The following is a 22,440-nucleotide window of genomic DNA, read 5'->3' on the forward strand; positions in this document are numbered from 1 at the left end:
TCTGCATGCAAGCCGCCAACCCGCGTCGCGGGTACATCCTGGGCCTGACCGCCTACATTATCTGGGGTCTGTTTCCGCTCTACTTCAAAGCCATCGCCAGCGTCCCTGCCGTGGAAATCATCGTCCACCGGGTACTCTGGTCGGCGCTGTTCGGCGCTCTGTTGCTGATGGTGTGGAAACATCCCGGCTGGTGGCGCGAACTGCGGGAAAACCCCAGGCGCCTGGCCATCCTGGCCCTGAGCGGCACTCTGATCGCCGCCAACTGGCTGACCTACGTCTGGTCGGTGAACAACGGGCGCATGCTCGAAGCCAGCCTCGGCTACTACATCAACCCACTGGTCAACGTGCTGCTGGGCATGCTGATTCTTGGCGAGCGCCTGCGGCGCATGCAGTGGCTGGCGGTGATCCTGGCGGCGGTGGGCGTGGCCCAACAAGTGTGGCAGGTAGGCAGCCTGCCCTGGGTCTCGCTGATGCTGGCGCTGAGCTTCGGTTTCTATGGGCTGATCCGCAAGCAGGCGCCGGTCAAGGCCCTGCCCGGCCTGGTGGTGGAAACCTGGATGCTGGTGCCCATCGCCCTGGGCTGGCTACTGCTGCATCCCGATGCCAGCAGTGCCCATGCCGAATTCTGGAGCAGTTCCCAGGCCTGGTGGCTGGTAGCCGCCGGCCCGGTCACGCTGATCCCGTTGGTCTGTTTCAACGCCGCCGCCCGGGACCTGCCCTACACCACCCTGGGCTTCCTCCAGTACCTGGCGCCAACCCTGGTGCTGCTGCAAGCGGTGCTGTTGTTTGGCGAACATCTGTCCTCCAGCACCTTGCTGGCGTTCATGTTCATCTGGGCCGGCCTGGCGGTGTACAGCGTCGATGCCTGGTTCAGCCTTCGCGGGCGCCGCTGATCAATAAATGTACAAATCCCTGCAGGCCATGCCATTCGTGGCCTGCAGCGGTTCTTCCCAAGGTTATCCACAACCTGATCCCCGCCGTTTGTGCACAAGCCATTGAAACTGCTGATTTTTTGATCAGAATACGGAACGCCGCGGCGGTACTGGGCTGGCGACGGGTCTCTACAGGTTATCCACAGGCGCATGCACGGATTACTGGGATAACCTGCGGGACGGGGTTCAGACCTCGCTGCGCAGCACCAACTCCACCATCAGATCGTCGGCCAGGGTTTCCAGGCGCGACTGCAACACATCCAGGGACAAGGTCAGGGGCACCGCCAGAATCGCCTCGGCATGAAACAGCGGCTCGCTGCTCATGGGCGCCGGGCGCACCTCGGTCACCAGCCGTTCGAGGTTGACCCCCTGCTCCGCCAGCAAGCGCGTGATATCCCGGACGATTCCCGGGCGATCATTGCCCACCAGTTCCATGGCGATGGGCTTCCAGGTGCAGGACTGCTCGATACCGCTTTCGGCGATCAATACCCGGATGCCCTGGGCCGAGAGCCCCTGCAAGGCATCCACCAACTCATCGTAGGCCTCGGCCGGGACCCCGACCCGCAAGATGCCGGCAAACTGCCCAGCCATGCGCGACAGACGGCTTTCCAGCCAGTTGCCCCCGTGCTCGGCGATGCACTGGGCAATCCGCTCGACCTGTCCGGCCTTGTCCGGGGCGAATACCGTGAGAACGAGATGGTCCATGGCGCAGCCCTCTTTTCATGATGAAAGAGCAATTATAGGCAGCCTCACTCCCCGCGCCTTCCAGCCCACATCGCAGCAGCTTGTGTAGGAGCTGGCTTGCCAGCGAAAGCGTCCGCAAGGCCGACGCAAACCCCGAAGGCCCTTTCGCCGGCAATCCGGCTCCTACGAGGGTGCATAGGGCAAAACACAAATCGTGTACAACTTTTTGTATTTATATGGAACAATCCACCGGTTTTTTGAGAACATCACGTTCCCCAGCGTGACCGCACTGCATTCTTAAGTCGCGGAACGACGTATTTAGTCTAATTTTCACAACCGCAATTCATCATGTAGTATGCCGCAGCGCGCACTACATAACGTTGGAACGATGTCTGCCAAAGCCTGATCGCAACCCTCGCAACCGCCCGTCAGCAAGGCTCTGCCGTTGATTGGAAGCACCCAGCCGCCAGCAATGGCATGTACTGGTGAACAGGGTTGTGCTTTAAATGGCCGCCGGCTTCATTGTTAATTTGAAGAGCTGAAAAGCGAAATAGCTGAGCAGAGTGAGGCAAGCAATGACTGAACACGTTCAAGTCGGTGGCCTGCAGGTCGCCAGAGTCCTGTTCGACTTCGTGAACAACGAAGCCATTCCCGGTACCGGCCTCACCGCCGACGCATTCTGGGCCGGTGCCGACAAGGTCATTCACGACCTGGCGCCGAAGAACAAAGCCCTACTCGCCAAGCGCGATGATTTCCAGGCGCGGATCGATGCCTGGCACCAGTCCCGTGCCGGCCAGGCCCACGATGCCGTGGCCTACAAAGCCTTCCTGCAAGACATCGGCTACCTGCTGCCAGAAGCGGCGGATTTCCAGGCCACCACCCAGAACGTCGATGAAGAAATCGCTCACATGGCCGGCCCGCAGCTGGTAGTGCCGGTGATGAACGCGCGCTTCGCCCTCAACGCTTCCAACGCCCGTTGGGGTTCGCTGTACGACGCCCTGTACGGCACCGACGCCATCAGCGAAGCCGATGGCGCGGAGAAAGGCAAAGGCTACAACAAGGTTCGCGGCGATAAGGTCATCGCCTTCGCCCGCGCCTTCCTCGATGAGTCGGCCCCACTGACTGCCGGCTCCCACGTGGACTCCGTGAGCTACAAGATCGTCGGCGGCAAGCTGGTGGTGGGCCTCAAGGGCGGCAGCAACAGCGGCCTGCGCAACGATGCCCAACTGATCGGCTATCAGGGCGATGCCGCAGCCCCCACCGCGATCCTGCTCAAGCACAACGGCCTGCACTTCGAGATCCAGATCGACGCCACCAGCCCGGTCGGCCAGACCGACGCCGCCGGGGTCAAGGACCTGCTGATGGAAGCGGCCCTGACCACCATCATGGACTGCGAAGATTCGGTCGCTGCCGTCGACGCCGACGACAAGGTGGTGATCTACCGCAACTGGCTCGGCCTGATGAAAGGCGACCTGGCAGAAGAAGTGGCCAAGGGCGGCAAGTCCTTCACCCGCACCATGAACGCCGACCGCGAATACACCGGCGTCAACGGTGAGCCGGTGAAACTGCACGGCCGTTCGCTGCTGTTCGTGCGTAACGTCGGCCATCTGATGACCATCGATGCGATCCTCGACAAGGATGGCAACGAAGTGCCGGAAGGCATCCTTGACGGCCTGGTCACCAGCCTCGCGGCGATCCACAACCTCAACGGCAATACCTCGCGCAAGAACAGCCGCACCGGTTCGATGTACATCGTCAAACCGAAGATGCACGGCCCTGAAGAAGCGGCGTTCACCAACGAACTGTTCGGCCGCATCGAAGACGTGCTGAACCTGCCGCGCAACACCCTGAAAGTCGGGATCATGGACGAGGAGCGCCGCACCACGGTCAACCTCAAGGCCTGCATCAAGGCGGCCAGCGAGCGCGTGGTGTTCATCAACACCGGCTTCCTCGACCGCACCGGCGACGAGATCCACACCTCCATGGAAGCCGGCGCCATGGTGCGCAAGGCCGACATGAAGGCCGAGAAATGGATCGGCGCCTACGAGAACTGGAACGTCGATATCGGTCTGTCCACCGGCCTGCAAGGCCGCGCGCAGATCGGCAAGGGCATGTGGGCCATGCCGGACCTGATGGCCGCCATGCTCGAGCAGAAGATCGCCCACCCGCTGGCCGGTGCCAACACCGCCTGGGTGCCGTCACCGACCGCCGCCGCCCTGCACGTGCTGCACTACCACAAGGTCGACGTGTTCGCCCGTCAGGCCGAACTGGCCAAGCGCGCCCGCGCTTCGGTGGACGACATCCTGACCATCCCTCTGGCCAGCGACACCAACTGGTCGGCCGAGCAGATCAAGAACGAACTGGACAACAACGCCCAGGGCATTCTCGGTTACGTGGTGCGCTGGATCGACCAGGGCGTGGGTTGCTCGAAAGTGCCGGACATCAACGACGTCGGCCTGATGGAAGACCGCGCCACCCTGCGCATCTCCAGCCAGCACATCGCCAACTGGCTGCGCCACGGTGTGGTGACCCAGGAACAGGTGCTGGAAAGCCTCAAGCGCATGGCCCCGGTGGTTGACCGGCAGAACGCCAGTGACCCGCTGTACCGCCCGCTGGCTCCGGACTTCGACAGCAACATCGCCTTCCAGGCCGCCCTGGAGCTGGTGATTGAAGGCACCAAGCAGCCCAACGGCTACACCGAGCCGGTCCTGCACCGTCGTCGTCGCGAGTTCAAGGCCAAGAACGGCCTGTAACACCTCGCAGCAGCGCCAATGAAAAAGCCCCGGTCTAACAACCGGGGCTTTTTTTGTGCCGTGTGCCGAGGGCCGGCTACAACACCACGCCCAGCTCATGCTTGACCAGGGCCAGCAACTTGCTGGTGTCGATGGGCTTGAGCAGGAAGTCCACCACGCTCAAGTGCATGGCAGCAATGGCGTCGCGCACATCGGCGTCACCGGAAATGATGATGATCGGCAGCGCCGCCCGCTCCGATTCCCGCACCTGGCGGATCAGGTCAAGGCCACTGCAGGGGGCCATGCGCAGATCGGTGATCAGCAGGCCGATGGACTTGTTCGATTCGAGCAATTCGAGGGCGGCCTTGCCGCTGGCAGCGGTAAGGCAACGAATACCATCCAGGCCAAGAATTTCCGCGAGCAGTTCCCGTGCATCCTTGTCGTCATCGGCGATCAACACCCGCTGGGCCGGCAGATCCGGCTCCAGCATGACCGCACTCAGCGCCTCGCGCTCGGCGTCACTCAAAATATCGTGGTCGGGCATACATTTCTCTACATGAACAGATCAATCCCCTAGCACAGTGGTCAGACATCGCTAAGCAGGCCTCCAATGTGCACTTCGTCGGAAAAATTGCCAAGAGCCTTGATCAGAGCTTTTTCGCATCGATTACACGCCGCTCAAAGCCAAATGTCCGGGCTGCGACCGCTACCTAGACTTACGTCCAATGGGCACCTCGCGCTGGGAGTCCGACCATTGCCGTGATCCGACCACAACAAATCCAAAAAGACTGCGGTAATCGTTATGACTAAAGCGGACGCCTTCATCCAGGCAGGAAAGACCGCGGTGTTGCAGAACATCCAGGGGACCGTGCAGTTCCTGCAGCGGTTCCCGCCCTTCAACCAGATGGAAAACCTCCACCTGGCCTATCTGGTGGAACAATGCCAGCTGCGTTTCTACGGCCCCGGCGACAGCATCATCAAGCCTGCCGACGGCCCGGTTGAGCACTTCTATATCGTCAAGCAGGGCCGCGTGGTGGGCGAGCGCACCCACGCCGCCAAAGGCAGCACCGAAACCACCTTCGAGATCACCGCTGGCGAATGCTTCCCCCTGGCCGCGTTGCTGGGCGAACGCGCCACCCGCACCGAACACCGGGCCGCCGAAGACACCTTCTGCCTGCAACTGAACAAGAGCGCCTTCATCAAGCTCTTCGCCTTGTCCGCCGAGTTCCGCGACTTCGCCCTGCGCGGAGTCAGCAGCCTGCTGGATCAGGTCAATCAGCAGGTCAAGCAAAAGGCCGTGGAAACCCTCGGCACCCAATACTCGCTGAACACCCGCCTGGGCGATCTGGCCATGCGTCATCCCGTCGCCTGCTCCCCACAGATGCCCCTGCGTGAGGCCGTGGCCCTGATGCACGAGCAACAGGTGGGCAGCATCGTGGTCGTGGACGAGCGCAAGGCGCCCCTGGGGATCTTCACCCTGAGGGACCTGCGCCAAGTAGTTGCCGACTGCACCCAGGACCTCAACCAGCCCATCGAACGGCACATGACCCAGGCCCCTTTTTTTCTCAGCCCGGACCACAGTGCCTTCGACGCCGCCATCGCCATGACCGAGCGCCATATCGCCCACGTCTGCCTGGTGAAAGACCAGCGCCTGTGCGGCGTTGTCTCCGAGCGTGACCTGTTTTCCCTGCAACGGGTCGATCTGGTGCACCTGGCGCGCACCATCCGCAATGCTCCCCGGGTGGAACACCTGGTGGCGCTGCGAGGCGAGATCGGCCAGTTGGTGGAGCGCATGCTGGCCCACGGTGCGTCGTCGACCCAGATCACCCACATCATCACCCTGCTCAACGATCACACCGTATGCCGGGTGATCGAGTTGACCCTGGCGGACAAGGGCGACCCGGGCGTGGCCTTCAGCTGGTTGTGCTTCGGCAGCGAAGGCCGGCGCGAACAGACTCTGCACACCGACCAGGACAACGGCATTCTATTCGAGGCCCGGGACGCGGCCCACGCCGCAGAGATTCGCGGCAAGCTGCTGCCCATTGCCCAGCAGATCAACCAGAGCCTGGCCCTGTGCGGCTTCACCCTGTGCAAGGGCAACATCATGGCCGGCAATCCCGAGCTGTGCCTGTCCCGCGCCGAATGGGCCCGACGCTTTGCCGCCTTCATCCGCGAGGCGACGCCGGAAAACCTGTTGGGTTCGAGCATCTACTTCGACCTGCGGGTGGTCTGGGGCGATGAACAAGGCGCCGAGCAACTGCGCCGGGGGATCCTCGACCAAGTCGGCGACAACCGCCTGTTCCAGCGCATGCTGGCGGAAAACGCCCTGCGTCAGCGGCCACCGGTGGGACGCTTCCGCGAATTCGTCCTGGCCAAAAAGAACGGTGAAAAAGCCACCCTCGACCTCAAGGTCCAGGGCCTCACCCCCTTCGTCGACGGCGCCCGGCTGCTGGCCCTGGCCAATGGCATCGGTGCGATCAATACCCTGGAGCGCTTGCGCCAACTGGTGTCCAGGCAAGTCATAGAACCCCTGGACGGCGCAGCGTACGAAGAGGCCTATCACTTCATCCAGCAGACCCGCATGCAGCAGCATCAACGCCAGACCCGGGAGAACCAGCCCTACTCCAATCGGGTCGACCCGGACAGCCTCAATCACCTGGACCGACGCATCCTGCGTGAGTCCCTGCGCCAGGCCCAGCGCCTGCAAAGCAGTCTGGCCCTGCGGTACCAGCTATGAGTTATCAGCTATGAGCCTGTTTGCCTGGTTCCGTCCCGCCGTCAGCGTCCTGACTGCCGAGCAGCAACAACGTCGCGACCGCCTGCCCGCTTTCACCGAGCTGGGCGAGTGCAGCCTGCGGGAGCAACGCTGGGTGGTGGTGGACGTGGAAACCACCGGCCTCAACCTCAACCGCGATCAGGTGCTATCCATCGGCGCGGTGGTGATCGAGGACGGCGCCATCGACTTCAGCCAGCAGTTCGAGCGCACCCTACAGCGCGAAGGCCACAAGCTCAGCCCCAGCGTGCTGATCCATGGCCTGGGGCCCAGCGCCATCGCCGCCGGCTGCGATCCGGTGGAGGCCCTGCTGGACTTCATGGAGTTCGTCGGCGACAGCCCGCTTCTGGCGTTTCATGCCCCTTTCGACCAGCACATGCTCGGTCGGGCACTCAAGGACAGCCTGGGCTATCGCCTGCAGCATGGCTTCCTCGATGTGGCGGACATGGCCCCCATGCTCTGTCCCCAGGCCGCTGTCCGTGAGGCTGGTCTGGATGACTGGATCAACGGGTTCAAGCTGCAAGTGGCCGAGCGTCACCACGCAGCGGCCGATGCCCTGGCCACGGCAGAGTTGGCGCTGATCCTGTTCAGCCGCGCCCGCCAGCAGCAGATCCACAGCCCGCTGAACCTGCAACAACGTCTCGGCCAATGGAAACGCCGGCAGCAAGCGCCCTCGTTCTGATCCACCACGACAGTACAGATCACTGTGGCGAGGGCGCCCTCTGCAGACGCAAGTCTTCGGCACCGGCCCGCTTCAGCAACAAGGCAGCCGACCAGCGTCAATTGCGCCACTGTTTCGCCTCTGCCACAATCGCGAATAATTCTCGTTATTTTAAACTTCTCGATTGGTGAGCCCCGTTGTCGTCAGTCCAAAGCCCCCACAATGAGCTGGTTGGTGCGCTGTATCGCGACCATCGCAGTTGGCTATTGGCTTGGCTGCGGCGCAACGTTGCCTGCGCCCAACGGGCGGAGGACCTGAGCCAGGACACCTTCGTGCGCCTGCTGGGCCGCGACGAACTCAAGGCTCCACGGGAACCCAGGGCCTTCCTGGTGGCCATCGCCAAAGGCCTGCTGTACGACTACTTCCGCCGCGCCGCCCTGGAACAGGCCTACCTCAGCGAACTGATGCTGATTCCCGAGGGCGAGCAGCCTTCGCCGGAGCAACAGCAGATGATCCTCGAAGACCTCAAGGCCATCGACCGCCTGCTGGGCAAGCTGTCGAGCAAGGCTCGGGCGGCCTTCCTCTATAACCGCCTCGACGGCCTGAGCCATGCCCAGATCGCCGAGCGTCTTGGAGTCTCGGTGCCACGGGTACGTCAGTACCTGGCCCAGGGCATCCGCCAGTGCTACATCGCCCTGTACGGGGAGCCGGTATGACCCCTATCAGCTCCAAGCCGGTGTCCGCCCAGGTGCTGGATGCCGCCATTGCCTGGCAACTATCCCTGGACGGCGGCGGCAGTGCGCTGGAGCGCGAAGAGTTCGCCAAATGGCATGCTGCCCATGAAGAACACGCCCGCGCCTGGCGCCAGTTGGGCATGCTCGACCAGCGTTTCAGCGTAGCGGTCGGCCCGGCCCGCAATGCCTTGGTGCAATCTCGCGAAAGCCTGCGCCGGCGCGTGCGCAAGCTTGGACGCGGGGTCGCCAGCGTGGTGCTGGTGGCAGGGCTGGCGCTGTTTGCCTCCGAGCGCTACCTGCCTGTGGACTACTGGTTGGCCGATCAGCGCACCGCCACCGGCGAGCAACGTACCCTGCGCCTCACGGACGGCACGGTGATCAATCTCAATACCCACAGTGCGCTGGATGTGCGCTTCGATGAGCAGCAGCGGCGGATCGTTCTCCAGGAAGGCGAAATTCTCATCGAGACCGGGCACAACGACAGCCGCCCCTTCATCGTCGAAACCCGCGACGGCCGGATGCGTGCCTTGGGTACGCGCTTCCTGGTCAAGCGTGAAGACCAGGGCACCCGCCTCGGTGTACTGCAATCGGCGGTGGCGGCACGAGCGCAAGCCGGCCAGGACGAACAGGTGTTCAAGGAAGGCCAGCAAGTGCTGATGCGCCGGGACGGTCTCGAGCCGCTGCAGGCGCTGAACCTGGGGGCCGACGCCTGGACCCGGGGCATGCTGGTGGTGGACAACGCCCGACTCGGTGACCTGATTGATGAGCTGGGCCGTTATCGCCGTGGTCACCTGGGAGTGGCCCCGGAAGTGGCCGACCTGCGCATCACCGGCAGCTTCCCCTTGCAGGACACCGACCTGGCGCTCAATGCCCTGCTGCCGACCCTACCCGTGAAGATCGAGCGGCACACTGCCTGGTGGGTGACGGTGGTGGCCAAGGCCGACGCCAAGCCCTGAGGTTGGTGTCGCAGCCTTCGCCAGCAAGCTGGCTCCTACATCGATCCCGTAGGAGCAGGCTTGCCAGCGAACCACCCCGACCGATCTAAATCTAAATTATTTTCAATTCGCCCTATCACTTTTCCAATCTCGTCCGGCACCTAGGCAATTGCGAAACATTTCCATTCAGGAGCCGCCGTATGCCCCGCCCGCTAGACACCCTGTTGCGCCCCAGTCTCTTGGCCGTTGCCATCGCCCTCAGCGCCCCCCTGGCCAGCCCGGCGCTGATGGCTGCCGAACAATCTTCCAGCGTGCGCGCCTACAACCTGCCGGCCGCGCCCCTGGCCAGCACCCTGAACCAGATCGCCAGCCAGGCCGGCCTGGCCCTGAGCCTGAATCCGTCCCTGGCGGCGGGCAAGACCTCGGCCCCGGTCAAGGGCCAGTTCGATGCCCCGGGCGCCTTGCGTGAAGCCCTGCGCGGCACCGGCCTGCAGCTTGAACACAGCGATGCCGGCAGCTACAGCCTGGTGACCATCCCCGACGGCGTGGTGGCCTTGCCGGAAACCAATATCACTGGCCAGGGCAGTTATGAAACGGCCTGGGGGCCGGTTGAGGGTTACATGGCCAAACGCACGGCCGTCGGCACCAAGACCGATACCGAACTGCGCGAAGTGCCCCGCTCCATCTCAGTGGCTACCCGTGAGCAGATGAGCGACCGCGCGGTGCAGAACCTCGACGATGCCGTGCGCTACATGCCCGGCGTCACCGCCAGCAGCTACGGCAGCGACAGCCGTGCCGAATGGCTGAAAGTGCGGGGCTTCGAACCTACCCAGTTCCTCGATGGCCTGCCCCTGCCCAAAGGCACCTACACCATGCCCAAGCTGGAAACCTGGGACCTGGAGCGCGTGGCCCTGCTTCGTGGCCCGGCGTCTTCGGTCTACGGCCAGACACCGCCCGGGGGACTGCTGGACATGGTCAGCCGCCGTCCGGAGGACAGCAGCAGCCACGAAGTGCAACTGCAGATCGGCAGCTACCAGCGCAAGCAGATCAGCTTCGACAGCACCGGCCCCATCGATGACCAGGGACGCTTCCTGTATCGCGTCAGCGGCGTGGTCCGCGACAGCAACACTGCCATCGAACACAACCAGGACAAGCGCTACAACCTGGCCCCCAGCCTGACCTGGAACATCGACGAAGACACCAAGCTGACCTTCCTCAGCCAGTTCAACCGCGACGATACCGGCATCACCAGCCAGTTCCTGCCGTTGCAGGGCACCAAGCTGGCGAGCCCGGCAGGCGAGATCAAGTACCACAAGAACCTTGGCGACCCGAGCTGGGAATACTACGACAAGACTTACTACGCACTGGGTTACGCGTTCGAGCATCGCCTGGATGACGTCTGGCAGTTCCGCCAGAACCTGCGCTACACCAAGAGCGACCTGTCGTTCCAGGGCATCACCGCCGGTGGCAGCTTCTGGCCCAACAAGCCCGACCAGGCAGTGAGTGCCGACGGCACCGTGCGCCGTGGCGCCAACATCGTCAACGAGGACATCAGCCAGTTCGCCGTGGACAACAACTTCCAGGCCGACTTCAACACTGGTGAGCTCAAGCACACCCTGTTGCTGGGCCTGGATCACCAGCGCGTCAACACCAACTACAAGTGGCTGTACGGTGAAGCGCCCACCAGCAACATCATCAACCCGATCTACGGCCAGGACTTCAGCAAAGTCGCCTACTTTGCCTACAACGATTACAACCAGAAGCGCCAGGGCACCGGGCTCTATGTCCAGGACCAGATGGCCCTGGACAACTGGCGCCTGACCCTGGGCGGACGCCAGGACTGGCTGCACACCGACTCCAGGTTCTACAACATCACTAACAAGCCCCACGACGAGCGAGACGATCACGCCTTCACCGGCAACGCAGCCCTCAGCTACGTCTTCGACTCCGGCTTCACCCCCTACATTTCCTATGCCGAATCCTTCCAGGCCGAGCCCGGCGGCAACGCCAAAGGCCAGGCCTTCGAACCCAGCACTGGCAAGCAGTACGAACTGGGCCTCAAGTACCAGCCTCCGGGCAGCGAGATGCTGTTCACTGCCGCGGTATACGACCTGACCCGGCAGAACATCGTCCTTACCGACAGCCTGGGCGTCAGCCGCCCACTGGGTGAGGCCAAGGTCCGCGGCTTCGAGCTGGAAGCGGTGGGCAACGTCAATGAGAACCTCAAGCTGACGGCCGCCTATACCTACGCCAACAGCAAGATGACCAAGGTCGGCGACCCTCAGGACAAGAACCGTCCGCTGCCATTGACCCCGGAAAACCAGGCCTCGATCTGGGCCGACTACACCTGGCACAACGGGCTGCTGGACGGTTTCGGCGTAGGCTTCGGAGCCCGCTACATCGGCGAGACCAACAACGTTCCGGCAGGCAACCTGGCCTATGTAGCCCGCAAATCCGACGGCGATACCGCGGCTTATACCGTCTATGACGCTGCGGTGCATTACGACCTCGGCCGCCTGGACAACTCGCTCAAGGGCGCCAGCGTAGCCCTCAACGCCAACAACGTATTCGACAAGGAATACATGTCGACCTGCGACGGTACCTATTGCTACTACGGCGACCGCCGCAACGTCATGGCCAGCGTGAATTACAAATTCTAAGAAGGGAAATCCCTCACCCAAGGGCCGCCTGAACCGCGGCCCTTTTGCCTGTTGGAGCCTTGATGAAAAGCAAGACAATCCGCCGCTGGTCCTTTATCCACACCTGGACCAGCCTGATTTGCACGGTGTTCCTGCTGATGCTGGCGCTTACCGGCCTGCCGCTGATCTTTCACCACGAGATCGACCACCTGCTGGGGGACTCCCCCGAGCTGCGGCAAATGCCCGCCGCCACCCCGCACCTGGACCTGCAACAGCTGGTCAAGGCCGCCGAAGCCCACCGCCCCGGCGAAGTCATGCAGTACTTCGGCTGGGACGAAGACGAGCCCAACGGCGTGATGGCGATCATGGCCAAGACCGCCGGCACCGAGCCCAATTCCTCCCACACCTTCATGCTCGACGCCCGCACCGGCGAAGCCGTGGCCATGCCTTCGGCCAATGGCGGGTTGATGATGGTCATGCTGCGCCTGCATGTGGACATGTTCGCCGGGCTGCCGGGCAAGCTGCTGCTGGCCTTCATGGGCCTGCTGTTTGTGCTGGCGATCATCTCCGGCACGGTGCTCTACCTGCCGTTCATGCGTCGCTTGAAATTCGCCAGCGTGCGCCAGGACAAATCCACCCGCCTGCGCTGGCTCGACCTGCACAACCTGATTGGCGTGGTGACCTTGACCTGGGCATTGGTGGTGGGGGTGACCGGGGTCATCAGCGCCTGCGCCGACCTGATCATCGCCGCCTGGCGCAACGACAGCCTCAGCGCCATGGTCGCACCCTACCGCGACGCCCCGCCGCTGGCCGCACTGGCACCGGCCAGCCGCCTGCTGGATATCGCCCGGGACGCGGCTCCGGGCATGCAGCCGGACTTCATCGCCTTCCCCGGTACGCGCTTCTCCAGCGAGCACCACTACGCGGTGTTCCTCAAGGGCAGCAGCCACCTGACTTCGCACCTGCTGACCCCGGTGCTGATCGACGCCGGCACCCTGCAGGTCACTGCCGTGGGCACGCGCCCCTGGTACATGGATGCCATGGGCATGTCCCAGCCGCTGCACTTCGGTGACTACGGCGGCATGCCGATGAAGGTGCTGTGGGCGACCCTGGATGGGCTGACCATCATTGTCCTGGGCAGTGGCCTGTACCTGTGGACAGTCCGCCGGCGTGCTGCGAAGTCGGTTGCGCAGGTGCGCCCATGAAGCCTCGGCCATCGAACTTCTGGAAAGTCTTCAGGGTGCCGCTGGCCCTGGCCCTGCTCAGCGCCGGTGGCCTGTTCGCCGCGCTGCTGGGGGATGGGTTCTGGGACAGCCTGAGTTGGCTCGGCCTCGGCCTGCCGGCGCTGATCGCCCTTCGGGGCTTGTTCAGGCGCGGGCGAGCGGCTTGACGGCAGCCGAGGGAAAACCGCGCCACAGATACACCGACAGCCCCAGGCTGATCAGCAGCACCGGAATGAACACGCGGTTTTCCAGCAGCGCCTCAGCCGCGACCAGTACGCAAAACAGCGCCAGCCCCAGCAGTGGCACATAGCTCGCCGCCAGGCTCCAACGCCAGGGCCGGGTCACCGGCTCGGGGCCACGCAGGCCCAGCAGCCCGCACACCAGAGCCGGCAGGGCCAACGCCGGCAGCGCCCAGTACCAGGCCATATAGGCAAACGCCATGATCAACTCGGGCTCACCCTCGCCATGGCGACGAAACTCGTATTGCAGGGCCAGGTACACCGCCAGCCCACCCAACAGGGTCAGGGCCAGACTGTACAGCCCGTGCAAAAGATAGGACCTGCGCATTCATCACTCCTTGTCTGTCCCTTATGCCGCCCCTGTGGCCAGTGCCACAGGCTGCGCTAAGATCCTCGGGCCGCGAGCCTGTGCTCCGCTCCCAACCGCGAGGAATATTCATGTCTACCCCAAGCATGACGCTGTTCCACAACCGGGCATCACCTTACGTACGCAAAATCATGGTGCTGCTGCACGAAACCGGGCAGCTCAACCGTGTGGCCCTGCAAGCCTGCCAACTGACCCCGGTAAACCCGGACAGCGCGCTGAACCAGGACAACCCCCTGGGCAAGATTCCTGCCCTGCGCCTGGCCAACGGCCAAGTGCTCTACGACAGTCGGGTGATCCTCGAGTACCTGGACCAGCAACATGTCGGCAACCCACTGATTCCCCGAGAGGGTTCGGCCCGCTGGCGGCGCCTGACCCTGGCGGCCCTGGCCGACGGGATCATGGAGGCCGCCGTGCTGGTGCGTTACGAGCTGACCCTGCGGCCACCGGAACACCACTGGGCGCCGTGGCTCGAAGGCCAGCGTGACAAGATCCGGCGAGCCCTGGCAGTGCTTGAGGCCGAGGCGCTGGCCGAGCTGACCAGCCACTTCGACGTGGCCGCCATCAGCGTCGCCTGTGCCTTGGCTTACCTGGACTTCCGCCATCCGGACCTGGAGTGGCGCCAGCAACAGCCCGGCCTCGCTGCCTGGTACTTCGAGGTCAGTCAGCGGCCTTCGATGCTCGAGACCCGACCGCCGCTCTAATCGGTCAGGCGATCGGGCCTTTTCGCCGGCAAGCCGACTCCTACAGCACGGGGCGTGGCTTGCTGGCGCACCAGCCACCACGCCTCCAGCGGAAACAACTCGCCAATGCGCAGCGTCAGGCTTTCCCGCAGACGCTGATCCTCGCGCAACCCCAACGACCTACTCACGCACCACCTCCAGATCGAACTGCAAGGGTGCCGGCTCCTTGCGCAAGCCAATGCCATACCAGTCCAGCTTGCGAGTCAGCACCATGAACACGCCCAGCAGACCAAACAGCAGCAGCGAACCCATCAGCAGCGCGTAGTCCTCGGCGCTGAGCAGGCCGTAGAGCAAGCCATACAAAGCCGCCAGCCCCGCCGCAAAGGCCGCACCATTGCGCCAGCTGTGCAGCACATGGCTGACATAGAAACCGATCAGGCCGACACAGGCCGCCGCCGACAGGCCATACGCCAGCTCGAAGCCCAAGTGCTCGGACAGCGACAGCAGCAACAGGTAGAAGAACGCCAGGGCCACGCCCACCAGGCCGTATTGGATCGGATGGACCGACAGGCTCTTGAGCACCTCGAAGAGGAAGAACCCGGCAAAGGTCAGGCCGATGAACAGCAACGCATATTTGATCGCCCGATCGCTTTTCAGGTACTGGTCCACCGGGTCGATGAAGCTCACGCCAAAACTGCGGCCATTAAAGTCGCGACACTCACTGGTGATCACGCAACGATCCAGAGCCTGCTGCAGGTTGGTGGAGAAGAACGAGGTCTGCCAAAGCGCCGAAAAGCCCTGCTCGGTGACCTCCCGCTGCACCGGCAGGTAGTTGCCGACAAAGCTTGGGTGAGGCCAGTTGGCCGTCAGCAGCACCTTGCTGGTCTTGCCCACCGGCAGCACCTGCAACTGCCCGGTGCCCTGCAGGCGCAGGTCGAAGGCGAAGTCCAGGCGGGTGCCTTTCTTCAGGTCCAGGGGCGGCAGCATCACGTGCACGCCTTCATCCAGCCAACTGACGAAGGTGCCCGGGGCGAAGTCCAGGGTCTGGCCATTGAGCTGCAGTTGCAGGGCGTTTTCGATACCGCGGATATCACTGATACCCACCGCCAGGAATGGCTGGTCGAACTGGTAGTCGGCGAAGTTTTCCTTGATGCCGTACTGCTCGGGAACCACAAAGTGGCCACTGATGTGGTTGTCGGCATGGAACAGCCGCGCCTCATAGATGCCCCGGGCCCGCAGCTCGGTCTGGGCCTTGCCGTCCAGCTCGAAATGCTCCGGCAGGAAGAACAGCCGCCCTTGCTCCTCGCTGGTTTCCTGGTAGCGTTTCTTGGTTTTTTCGTCGGTCTTCCAGGTGCGCACGGTCTGGCGGTAATCCACCACCATCACCGGGCCGCTGATCTGCTGCTGGGTGCTGGAGCTGCGGGCGATATCGTCGAGCACGCCGTCGCGCAGGGACTGCCGCTCGCCGATCAGGCCACTGATCATCAAGAGCGGGATCAGCAACAGCAGGATCAGCAGGCCGATGGCCCCGAGTTTAAAGGTCAAGTTACGGTTCATGAGGCTCTCCCGGTTCGAATGGGGGAGAGTCTGGGACGCGGCCATGGGGGTTTTATGGGGACAATGTGGAGACTCTGTGGAGAATCCCCAGGGCCTGTGTGGCGAGGGCGCTTGCTCCCTCGTCACATCCCCCCTTCAAGTCCGCTTGATCAGGGCAGGCGCACGCTCACCTGTACCCCGCCTGGGACGTTGGCAATGTGCATCTGGCCGCCATGTAGTTGCACCACTTCCTCGACGAAGTTCAGCCCCAGGCCCGTACTCTTGCGCCCGCTGTCCGGGCGCGGCAGGGAATAGAAACGCTCGCACAGGCGCGGCAGGGCGTAGTCCGGAATCGGCTCGCCCTGGTTGAACAGGACCAGTTCCACGCCCTGCTCCACCCGTTGCGCGCTGCAACGCAGCAGGCCGCCCACGGGACTGAAGTCCAGGGCGTTGGTCAGCAGATTGCCCAGGGCCTGGCGTAGCAGGAACGGCTCGCCGGACCAGGCCAGGTCCGCCGCCACCGTCAATTCCACCTGAAGCTGTTTGCCTTCGATACGCCCGTGCTGGCTGTCGAGCAGTTCCTTGCACAAGGGCGCCAGGGGCACGCTGATCCGCTCTTCCAGGCCCTGGCGCTGTTCCACTTGCGCCAGGTTCAACAGGCGCTCGATCAGCTGCTGCATGCGTGCGCTTTCGCTGTCGATATTGCCGACGAAGCGCTGGCGCTGCTCCAGGGGCATCTCGCTTTGCAGCAGCTCCGCCGCGCCGCGAATCGCCGCCAGGGGGCTCTTGAGCTCGTGGGTCAGGGTGTGCACGTAGCGCTCCACATAGGCCTTGCCTTCGAGCTGGGTGCGCATGTGTTCCACCGCCGTCGCCAGTTGCTCCAGCTCGCCGCCGCGATAGTGCGGTAGCTCGGCGCGACGGCCTTCGCTGACCGCCAGGGCGTAAGCGGTCATGCGTCGCAGCGCTGCGCTCAGCCACCAGGACAGCAAGGCACCAAACAGCAGGCCCATGGCGATCAGCCCGGCGCCGTACCACAGCAGGCGGCGTTCGGTGCGGTCGACATAGGGCTGCAGGGAACTGTTGGGCTTGGCCACGGTGACCACGCCGATGATCTGGCCGTTGTCACGGATCGGCGCGCCCACGTGCATCACCGAGGAGTTGGGATCGTCGGCCAGCGAGCGCGACGAACGGGCGCCGTACTGGCCACGCAGGGTCAGGTACACGTCATTCCAGCGCGAATAATCCTGGCCCACCGCCAGGCCGCTGGAGTCCAGGACCACGATGCCCTTGGCGTCGGTGACGTAGATACGGTGGTTGACCTGATTCTTCGGCAGGCCCCAGATGGTCGCTGCCGGTTGCCGCTCGCCGTAAGCGCGCAGCAGCTGCGGCCAGCGGTTTTCGCTGAGGGTGCCGGCCTTGAAATCGTCCCGCAGGATCTCCGCCAGCAGGTTGGCGGTGTCCACCAGGGTTTCCTCGGTGGACTGGCGCACGCCGGGGCGGATCTCCTTCATCACCGTGCTCAGCACGAAATAGCCAGTCAGGCTGATGAACAGCAGATAGACCAGGAAGATGCGGATGCCCAGAGTCATCAGGCGTGACTCGGGCTGTAGCTGTAGCCCAGGCCGCGATGGGTCTGGATCGGCTCGGCCTGGGCCGCCACCAGGCGCAACTTGGCCCGCAGGCTTTTGATGTGGCTGTCGATATTGCGCTCGTAGCCCACATCCGCCACCACCCCGAGGGCGTCCAGCAGTTGCTCGCGGCTGAAGACTCGCTCGGGCTGCTCCAGCAGACATTGCAACAGACGGAATTCATGCCGGGTCAGGCTCAGGGGCTGGGCCCGATAACTGATCTGCACCCGTTCCGCGTCGATAACAAACAAGGCCGTCGCCGGTTCGGGGGCGGCTCGCGGGGTCATGCGCTTGAGGATCGCCTTGACCCGCGCCGCCACTTCCCGCGGGCTGAAAGGCTTGACCACATAGTCGTCGGCACCGATCTCCAGCCCCACCACCCGGTCGATCTCACCGTCCCGGGCGCTGAGGAACATCACCGGCACCTCGCTAAAGCGGCGCAGCTCCTTGCAGGTTTCAAAGCCGCTGATATCCGGCAGACCGATATCGAGGATGATCAGGTCCGCCGGGGTGGCCCGCTGATAGTCCAGGGCCCCGCGGCCCAGGCTCAGCCAAGTGGTGGTGAAACCTTCGCCTTGCAGGGCAAAGATCAGGGTGTCGGCAATCGCCGCTTCGTCTTCGACAATCAGGATATGGGGCATGGCATCCAAGCACGCAAATTCAGTGGGCGAACGGTGCCGGATGCCCGGTAAGCCGTCAATCAGCAGTCGGGCTTGTCTGCGGTATAACGCCGCGCCGGGTTCACCGCCGCGCCGAATTCACGCAGAGCCTTGGCGCCGATCAGCAGCGGGTAGTTGAAGCTGCTGCGGTCGGTGAGGTTGACCTCCACCGTGCGCTTGACGTTGCCCAGGCACATTTCCAGTTCCACCACCGGGCGCTTGGCCGACTGCGGTTCTTCAACCTCATCGCCTTCGTCGGAACGGCTCTTGATCTTGCTGATCCGCGCCACCTTGTGTTCATAGACCTTGCTCCCGGCATCCTTGGTGGCCAGGCGGAAACGCACCCAGTCCTCGCCGTCGCGGGTAAAGGTCTGGATATCCTTGGCCGACAGCGAAGCGGTCAGGGCTCCGGTGTCCATCTTGGCCTGCAGGGTTTCACCGATTTCCGGCAGGCGGATGTATTCGTAACGGCCATACAGCGTCGGCTCGGCGGCCATCACCGGCAGCGCCAACAGAGAAACAAGAGCAAGGACAGATTTCACGACAGTGGATTCCTTGTGAGAGGGGCAGCGGGATTTTAGACCGCTGCCAACGAATTGGTTCTACCCCTGCCCTGCAGGAGCCGGCTTGCCGGCGAAGAGGCCCAGCCTGCCCAACACCCTACCCGTCCCCAAGTGAAACATTCGTCAGCACACTAGCATTTGGCCTGTCCGGCGAAGCTGCTTATCATGGCGCGCCCAAAAGATTGTAAAGAGTGCCTTATGCGCCGCCTGCTCACCGGCTGTTTCGTCACCCTGCTCCTGCTGCTCAACACCCTGGTGCTGTTCGGCCCGCTGATGGTGTTTGCCCTGCTCAAGCTGGTCCTCCCGGGGCGCCTGCGGGACTACGCTTCCGCGGCGGTGATGTGGATCGCCGAAACCTGGGCCGAAATCGACAAGCTGATCTTTGCCCTGTGCATCCCTACCCGCTGGGACATCCGCGGCGGCGAAGGCCTGCGTGAAGACACCTCCTACCTGGTGGTGAGCAACCACCAATCCTGGGTCGACATCCCGGCGCTGATCCAGACCCTCAACCGGCGCACGCCGTTCTTCAAGTTTTTCCTCAAGAAGGAACTGATCTGGGTGCCCTTCCTCGGTCTGGCCTGGTGGGCCCTGGACTACCCCTTCATGAAGCGCTACAGCAAGGCGTTCCTGGCCAAGCACCCGGAACTGCAAGGCAAGGACCTGGAAATCACCAGGGCTGCCTGCGAGCTGTTCAAGCGCCAGCCAGTGACCGTGGTCAACTACCTGGAGGGCACCCGTTTCACCCCAGCCAAGCGCCAGCAGCAGAACTCCCCCTTCCAGCACCTGCTCAAGCCCAAGGCTGGCGGCGTGGCCTTCGTTCTCGCAGCCCTGGGTGAACAACTGGACGCGGTGCTGGATGTGACTGTGGTCTATCCACAAGCACGCACCCCCGGTTTTTGGGACCTGATCTGCGGCAGCGTGCCCAAGGTGATCATCGACATCCGTACCCGCGAGCTGGACCCGTCGCTGTGGCACGGCGATTACGAAAACGACCCGGCGTTCCGCCAGCAAGTGCAGGACTGGGTCAACCGGCTATGGACCGACAAGGACCAGCGCATCAGCGAACTGCTGAGCGAAAACCGCTGATCAATCGATGATCACGTGGGGCAGGAAGCGGCTGCTGTCCTTGGTGATCGGCGAGTTGTCCTCACGAATGCCAATCCCCGCCGGCTGATCGCCGATCACCCAACTGCCGATCACTGTGTGATTACCGGCAAAGGTCGGCAGCGGCTGAAACTGCTGGCGGATACAGGGGCCACCACCGTAGGGCCCGGCTTCGATCAAACGCTCGCCACCCGCGGTGCAGATTTCCACATTGGCCCCTTCACGGGAAAAGAACGGCTTGCGCACCCAGCCCGCATTCAGGCTGGCGCAGGGGGCGTCGTCGATGAACGACGGCAGCAGGTTCGGGTGCCCCGCGTGCCGCTCCCAGAGCAGGGCCATGGCGCCCTTGTTGGACAGGATCGCCTTCCACGGCGGCTCGACAAACTGCGTGCCGCTGCCGGCAATCGCCGGGCCAAAGGCTTCGTTGAACAAATGCTCCCAGGGATAGAGCTTGAACAGGCTTTCAATGGGCGTGCCCAGCAGGTCGACAAAACGCCCGCCGGCATTCAGGCCAATCGCCTCGATATCGATCAGCCGCGTACCCAGGCCGGCCTGACGGGCGATGTCCCGCAGGTATTCGACGGTGCCGCGATCCTCAAGCGAGTCCCTGACCGAGGCGAAGTGCATCGGCGACTTGAAGCCACCCTGGACGAAGGCCTGGAGCAGCTTGTCCTCGATGCTGTTGAACTGATCGCAGCCCGCCGGCAGTTGTCCGCGCTGCATCTGCTGTTCGAGCCAGACGTACTGGAAGAAGCTCGCCTCATACAGCGAGGTCGGCGTGTCGTAGTTGGTTTCCAGGAGCTTGGCCGGACCTGCGCCGTCGTAGCACAGGTCCATGCGCCCATAGAGATGGGGCTCGCCCTGCTTCCAGGACTGGCGGATCAACTCATGGAAGGCCTCGGGGATGGCCAGGCGCTCCAGCAACTCTTCGCTGTCCACCACCTCGGCCACCAGGGCCATGCACAGCTCGTGCAGTTCCTGGGTCGGGTCTTCCAGGTCGTCCTCGATCTGTCGCAGGTTGAAGCGGTAATAGGCCGACTCGTCCCAGTAAGGCTCGCCGTCGAAGGTGTGGAAAGCGAAGCCCAGTTGTTCCGCCGTGGCCTGCCAGTCCGCCCGCGGGGTGCTGGGGATGCGTTTCAAGAACCGAAGCTCCAACTGCTGTGGCTGGAGGAACCGAAGCCGCTGCGGCTGACCACTTCATGGGCACCGGCCAGGGAGTTGCCGGCGCTGGTGAAGTGTTCCGGGCTGGAAATACCGAAGCGTCCACCGTTGGCGCCGGAGAAGGTCTTGCCGGCCTCCACCTGCTGGCTGAGGGTGCTCAGTCGCGTACCGCCGCGACCGTCGCGCTCCTGATACAGGGGCTCGCTGAAATAGCGCGGCTCCGGGGTCGAGTCCAGGCCGATCCAGCGCCAGAAGCTGGAACCGGTGCTGGAGGCGTTGCTGCTACGGCCACCACCACCACCACCACCACCACCACCACCACTGCTACCTGAACTGCTGCTGGAGCTGCTCTGTTGCTGTTCTTCCTCGGGCTCGACCGGCACCGTGCGCTGAGTGGTCAGGGCAAAGCCGCTGGAAAGCGGCACGTAGGCGCGGTTGTCCCGGGAGACCATGCACTTGCCCGTGAAGAACTCCTCCTCACAGCGTTGCAGATCCAGGTAACGCGGGGCCACGCTCTCTCCACGCTCGCTGGCATCAGCCCGAGCCGCCTGGCAGATCGCCAACGGGATCTGTGCTCGCTCGCATTCACTCAGACTGGTGAAGTTCTGGGTTTGGCGCACTTCCCGGGTCGCCTGGGGCTGACCGTCACAGGCGGCCAGGGCGAACGGCACGCTGCCCAGCAGCACCAGGCGCACACTTCTACTGCGCTTCATGCCGACGCCCTCAGACCGATGGGGTCATGCAGGCCGCATTCAGCAGGCCGACACCGACAGAGACCGAAGCCACCAGGATCGCTGCGGCGTTTTCCTGGTTGGCGATGCGCTGGGACAGCCCCTTGAGGATCAGGCTGACCACCAGGAACGTGAGCAATTGCACCACCGCGGCGACGCCGGCCCAGAGCAGGAAATCGATGATCGAAATGGAATGGGAAATTGCGCTGGCCACCGGAATCGCAAAGCCCAGCAAGGCACCGGACAGGGCGATCGACGCGGCACTGTTGCCCTGGCGGATCAGGGCGAATTCGTTATAAGGCGTCAGGCGCGTGTAGATGAACGCGTAGAGGGCAAAGACCAGGGCAGCGCCCAGCATGTAGAGCATGAAACCGAGCACCGCATCGGCGGGCAGAGACATCTTCAGTGCATCCATGAACATCGCGTTCAAGCTTCCTTGGAAAACGGGGCGCGAGATAT

Annotated in this window: 22 protein-coding genes; 11 read left to right on the forward strand and 11 right to left on the reverse strand. The window is 63.5% G+C overall.

All coding sequences use genetic code 11. The annotated features are described in order from the left end of the window. Nucleotides 1-5 precede the first annotated feature (5 nt). Nucleotides 6-893, forward strand: a complete 888-nt coding sequence (gene rarD, locus FW796_RS10410; protein ID WP_346633128.1) for an EamA family transporter RarD — start codon at nt 6-8, stop codon at nt 891-893. A 225-nt stretch (nt 894-1,118) separates the two neighbouring features. On the opposite strand, the gene FW796_RS10415 is transcribed toward rarD, so the two are convergent. Continuing rightward, the gene (locus tag FW796_RS10415) at nt 1,119-1,637 is read right to left on the reverse strand and encodes a glycine cleavage system protein R (RefSeq protein ID WP_060841413.1); all 519 of its coding nucleotides are present in this window, start codon (nt 1,635-1,637) and stop codon (nt 1,119-1,121) included. A gap of 554 nt (nt 1,638-2,191) precedes the next feature. Here FW796_RS10415 and FW796_RS10420 point away from each other — a divergent pair. Next, the gene (locus FW796_RS10420) at nt 2,192-4,369 is read left to right on the forward strand and encodes a malate synthase G (protein ID WP_346633129.1); all 2,178 of its coding nucleotides are present in this window, start codon (nt 2,192-2,194) and stop codon (nt 4,367-4,369) included. Nucleotides 4,370-4,445: 76 nt separating this feature from the next. Here FW796_RS10420 and FW796_RS10425 read toward each other — a convergent pair whose 3' ends face one another. Continuing rightward, nucleotides 4,446-4,892 (reverse strand): response regulator, encoded by a 447-nt coding sequence (locus FW796_RS10425; RefSeq protein WP_346633130.1) that lies wholly within the window; start codon nt 4,890-4,892, stop codon nt 4,446-4,448. Between the two features lie 258 nt (nt 4,893-5,150). Here FW796_RS10425 and FW796_RS10430 point away from each other — a divergent pair, with 258 nt between their 5' ends. The 7 genes from FW796_RS10430 to FW796_RS10460 all read left to right on the forward strand — a co-directional run bounded on the left by FW796_RS10430 (nt 5,151) and on the right by FW796_RS10460 (nt 13,480). Next, the gene (locus FW796_RS10430) at nt 5,151-7,085 is read left to right on the forward strand and encodes a putative nucleotidyltransferase substrate binding domain-containing protein (RefSeq protein WP_446439331.1); all 1,935 of its coding nucleotides are present in this window, start codon (nt 5,151-5,153) and stop codon (nt 7,083-7,085) included. Nucleotides 7,086-7,095: 10 nt separating this feature from the next. Beyond that, on the forward strand, nt 7,096-7,803 hold the full coding sequence (locus FW796_RS10435; protein ID WP_346633132.1) for a 3'-5' exonuclease: 708 nt from the start codon (nt 7,096-7,098) through the stop codon (nt 7,801-7,803). Between the two features lie 176 nt (nt 7,804-7,979). Continuing rightward, the gene (locus FW796_RS10440; protein ID WP_346633133.1) at nt 7,980-8,498 is read left to right on the forward strand and encodes an RNA polymerase sigma factor; all 519 of its coding nucleotides are present in this window, start codon (nt 7,980-7,982) and stop codon (nt 8,496-8,498) included. Further along, nucleotides 8,495-9,472 (forward strand): FecR family protein, encoded by a 978-nt coding sequence (locus FW796_RS10445; RefSeq protein ID WP_346633134.1) that lies wholly within the window; start codon nt 8,495-8,497, stop codon nt 9,470-9,472. The genes FW796_RS10440 and FW796_RS10445 overlap by 4 nt, the downstream gene beginning before the upstream one ends. 179 nt (nt 9,473-9,651) lie before the next feature. Further along, entirely contained in the window at nt 9,652-12,111 is a 2,460-nt protein-coding gene (locus FW796_RS10450; RefSeq protein WP_350403795.1) for a TonB-dependent siderophore receptor, read from the forward strand. A 62-nt stretch (nt 12,112-12,173) separates the two neighbouring features. Beyond that, nucleotides 12,174-13,295, forward strand: coding sequence for a PepSY-associated TM helix domain-containing protein (locus FW796_RS10455; protein ID WP_446439332.1), 1,122 nt, complete (start codon nt 12,174-12,176; stop codon nt 13,293-13,295). Next, nucleotides 13,292-13,480, forward strand: coding sequence for a hypothetical protein (locus FW796_RS10460; RefSeq protein WP_346633137.1), 189 nt, complete (start codon nt 13,292-13,294; stop codon nt 13,478-13,480). The genes FW796_RS10455 and FW796_RS10460 overlap by 4 nt, the downstream gene beginning before the upstream one ends. On the opposite strand, the gene FW796_RS10465 is transcribed toward FW796_RS10460, so the two are convergent. Further along, the gene (locus tag FW796_RS10465; protein ID WP_346633138.1) at nt 13,458-13,880 is read right to left on the reverse strand and encodes a hypothetical protein; all 423 of its coding nucleotides are present in this window, start codon (nt 13,878-13,880) and stop codon (nt 13,458-13,460) included. The two genes, FW796_RS10460 and FW796_RS10465, sit on opposite strands and share 23 nt — an antisense overlap. Nucleotides 13,881-13,990: 110 nt before the next feature. Here FW796_RS10465 and FW796_RS10470 point away from each other — a divergent pair, with 110 nt between their 5' ends. Further along, entirely contained in the window at nt 13,991-14,620 is a 630-nt protein-coding gene (locus tag FW796_RS10470; protein WP_404937804.1) for a glutathione S-transferase, read from the forward strand. On the opposite strand, the gene FW796_RS10475 is transcribed toward FW796_RS10470, so the two are convergent. The 5 genes from FW796_RS10475 to rloA2 form a co-directional block, all read right to left on the reverse strand. Then, entirely contained in the window at nt 14,617-14,787 is a 171-nt protein-coding gene (locus tag FW796_RS10475; protein ID WP_404937805.1) for a hypothetical protein, read from the reverse strand. The genes FW796_RS10470 and FW796_RS10475 overlap by 4 nt on opposite strands. After that, nucleotides 14,780-16,156: a cell envelope integrity protein CreD gene (gene creD, locus FW796_RS10480; RefSeq protein ID WP_346633141.1), complete on the reverse strand. Its 1,377-nt coding sequence runs from the start codon at nt 16,154-16,156 to the stop codon at nt 14,780-14,782. Before creD ends, FW796_RS10475 begins: the two co-directional genes overlap by 8 nt. Nucleotides 16,157-16,305: 149 nt before the next feature. After that, nucleotides 16,306-17,724, reverse strand: coding sequence for a two-component system sensor histidine kinase CreC (creC, locus tag FW796_RS10485; RefSeq protein WP_446439333.1), 1,419 nt, complete (start codon nt 17,722-17,724; stop codon nt 16,306-16,308). Further along, entirely contained in the window at nt 17,724-18,404 is a 681-nt protein-coding gene (gene creB, locus FW796_RS10490; protein WP_446439334.1) for a two-component system response regulator CreB, read from the reverse strand. The genes creC and creB overlap by 1 nt, the downstream gene beginning before the upstream one ends. Nucleotides 18,405-18,463: 59 nt before the next feature. Next, the gene (rloA2, locus tag FW796_RS10495; protein WP_346633144.1) at nt 18,464-18,964 is read right to left on the reverse strand and encodes a retropepsin-like aspartic peptidase RloA2; all 501 of its coding nucleotides are present in this window, start codon (nt 18,962-18,964) and stop codon (nt 18,464-18,466) included. A 219-nt stretch (nt 18,965-19,183) separates the two neighbouring features. On the opposite strand from rloA2, the gene FW796_RS10500 reads away from it, so the two are divergent. Next, nucleotides 19,184-20,071 (forward strand): acyltransferase, encoded by an 888-nt coding sequence (locus FW796_RS10500; protein ID WP_446439335.1) that lies wholly within the window; start codon nt 19,184-19,186, stop codon nt 20,069-20,071. Here the strand turns inward: FW796_RS10500 and FW796_RS10505 are convergent, their stop codons facing one another. Genes FW796_RS10505 through FW796_RS10515 form a run of 3 tightly spaced genes read right to left on the reverse strand, consistent with a single transcriptional unit; the run spans nt 20,072 to nt 22,402 of the window. Then, complete coding sequence (locus tag FW796_RS10505; RefSeq protein WP_346633146.1) at nt 20,072-21,229, reverse strand: glutathionylspermidine synthase family protein; 1,158 nt, start codon at nt 21,227-21,229, stop codon at nt 20,072-20,074. Next, a complete protein-coding gene (locus tag FW796_RS10510) occupies nt 21,226-21,963 on the reverse strand; it encodes a DUF1190 domain-containing protein (protein ID WP_446439336.1) in 738 nt (245 codons plus the stop codon). The genes FW796_RS10505 and FW796_RS10510 overlap by 4 nt, the downstream gene beginning before the upstream one ends. Before the next feature lie 10 nt (nt 21,964-21,973). Continuing rightward, a complete protein-coding gene (locus FW796_RS10515) occupies nt 21,974-22,402 on the reverse strand; it encodes a DUF350 domain-containing protein (protein ID WP_446439337.1) in 429 nt (142 codons plus the stop codon). Nucleotides 22,403-22,440 lie beyond the last annotated feature (38 nt).

The sequence above is a fragment of the Pseudomonas sp. 910_21 genome (genome assembly GCF_052850735.1).